Source organism: Synechococcus sp. CCY9201, assembly GCF_034931105.1.
In the GTDB taxonomy this organism is placed as follows: domain Bacteria; phylum Cyanobacteriota; class Cyanobacteriia; order PCC-6307; family Cyanobiaceae; genus CBW1002.
Map to the genome: position 1 here is coordinate 1 of NZ_JAYGIC010000181.1, position 1,679 is coordinate 1,679.

Sequence of the window (1,679 nt, forward strand, 5' to 3'; positions counted from 1 at the left end):
CTAGGAGTTTGTTGCCAATAGAGCAGCGAGCCCCTGGTCACGACGAATCCCGGTGAGGTGAGCTCTGAGGTCTACCTCTCCCGCTGAGCTGGTTCATTGGGGCGAGGTTGACTCAGCCCTGGCGGCATCGCCAGGGTCTCTACCCCTCATCCCGTCGCTGCTGCCCAGAGCTGCTGCTGTGATCGCCTGTACCGGAACAACTTGAGCAGGTTGTGGGTGGCAGCGATCAGATGCCATTCGCCGTCGACCTTCTCCAGGCCCCGCAAGAGAAACCGCCGCAGGCCCCGGCCTTCCTTGATCTGGCCGTTCACCGGCTCCACGATCGCTTTGCGCTGGGCGTAGATCCTGGATCCCTTCTTGCTTCTGATCTTGCGGGCCATGCGGGTTCTGGCGTCGGCATCTCTGGGCAGCGGTCCTCGCTGTGGCGGTGGCGGCTTCCCATGCGGCAGACGGCCGGTGGCGATGTAGGCGTCAATGCCAAGGTCCTCACAGTGACCTGCGTTGTCGTCGCTCCAGTAGCCCGCATCCATCGTCATCACGTCCGGCAGCTCACCGGCGCTGGCGGCGATCCGCTCCAGCATGGGCTCCAGGTGCTCCACGTCCGGTGGCTGGTTGCTGACGCCCACCGCCACGATCACCTGGTGGTCACTGTCGACCGCCAGCTGGCAGTTGTAGCCCTGCAGGTAGGTGCCGCTGGACTGCATGAGGTGGCTGTCGGAATCTGTGAAATTCCGTTGGGTCTTGGCCGTCGGTGTGCCGTCAGCCTTTCTCGCCAGACCACGCCTGGGCATCGCGTCAGAGGCGAGTGGCTCCAGATCTGGTGGCTCGAGGCCAGCGCTCTCGGCGGCCTCGATGGCTTTGTCCCCCGCCGCTGCTGCCTTTGCCGCTGCGGCTTCCGCTTTCCTGTTCAGCTCGGCCTGCTCAGGGGCCGATCCATCCGATTCCTCGGCTGCGGTCGCTTTGGCTCTGGCCTTCTCGGCTTCCTCCTGCCGCTGCCGCGCTGCAGCTGCAGCGGTTTCCGCCTCCATCTCCTTGCGGGCCTGACGGATTTTTGCGAGGCGGCCCTGCTTGTGGCGCAGCTCATCGGGAAGTTCACTGCCCAGGTTTCCTTTGCCGTAGCGCCGGTCTTCCTGGGCATCCAGGATCTCGGCCTTGCGGATCAAGGCGTTGATTTCCTTCTGGAGCTCCTTCTCCGCCCTGAGCATCCGCTCGTGGCTCATGGCCTTGTGCTTGGAGGCATTGGCCTGCACCTTGGTGCCATCGAGGGCCACATGGCCCAGGCTCACCATCCCCGCCTTCTGGCACAGGCGCAGGATCTGAATAAACAGGCCCTTGAGGGCATCGAGGTTGCGCCGGCGGAACTCGCTGATTCGGCTGTGGTCCGGCTGCTGGTTGCCGGTCAGCACGCGGAAAGCCAGATCCTCGTAGCAGGCCCGCTCGATCTTCCTGGAGGAGACGATGCCCACGCAGTAGGCGTAAAGCAGCAGCATCGTCAACCGCTGCGCGGAAGCCTGCGGCTACATGCGTGGATCGAATCCCTTCTCTCCGCGGGGATCCTTGGCCTGAGCGGGAATCAGGATCTCCGAGAGATCCAGCTCATCCACCAGGTCCAGCAGGAAATACACCTGATGATCATCGGCCAGCCACTCACGCGGCGACGGCGGCAGCAGGGTGGCCTG

The 1,679-nt window shown here is 64.1% G+C and carries 1 protein-coding gene; it reads right to left on the minus strand.

What is annotated here, in order from left to right; genetic code table 11:
• Positions 1–146: 146 nt before the first annotated feature.
• Positions 147–1,496 carry a transposase gene (locus VB716_RS17360; RefSeq protein WP_323271155.1) on the minus strand — a complete coding sequence of 450 codons (1,350 nt, stop codon included), beginning with the start codon at positions 1,494–1,496 and terminating at the stop codon, positions 147–149.
• Positions 1,497–1,679: the final 183 nt, after the last annotated feature.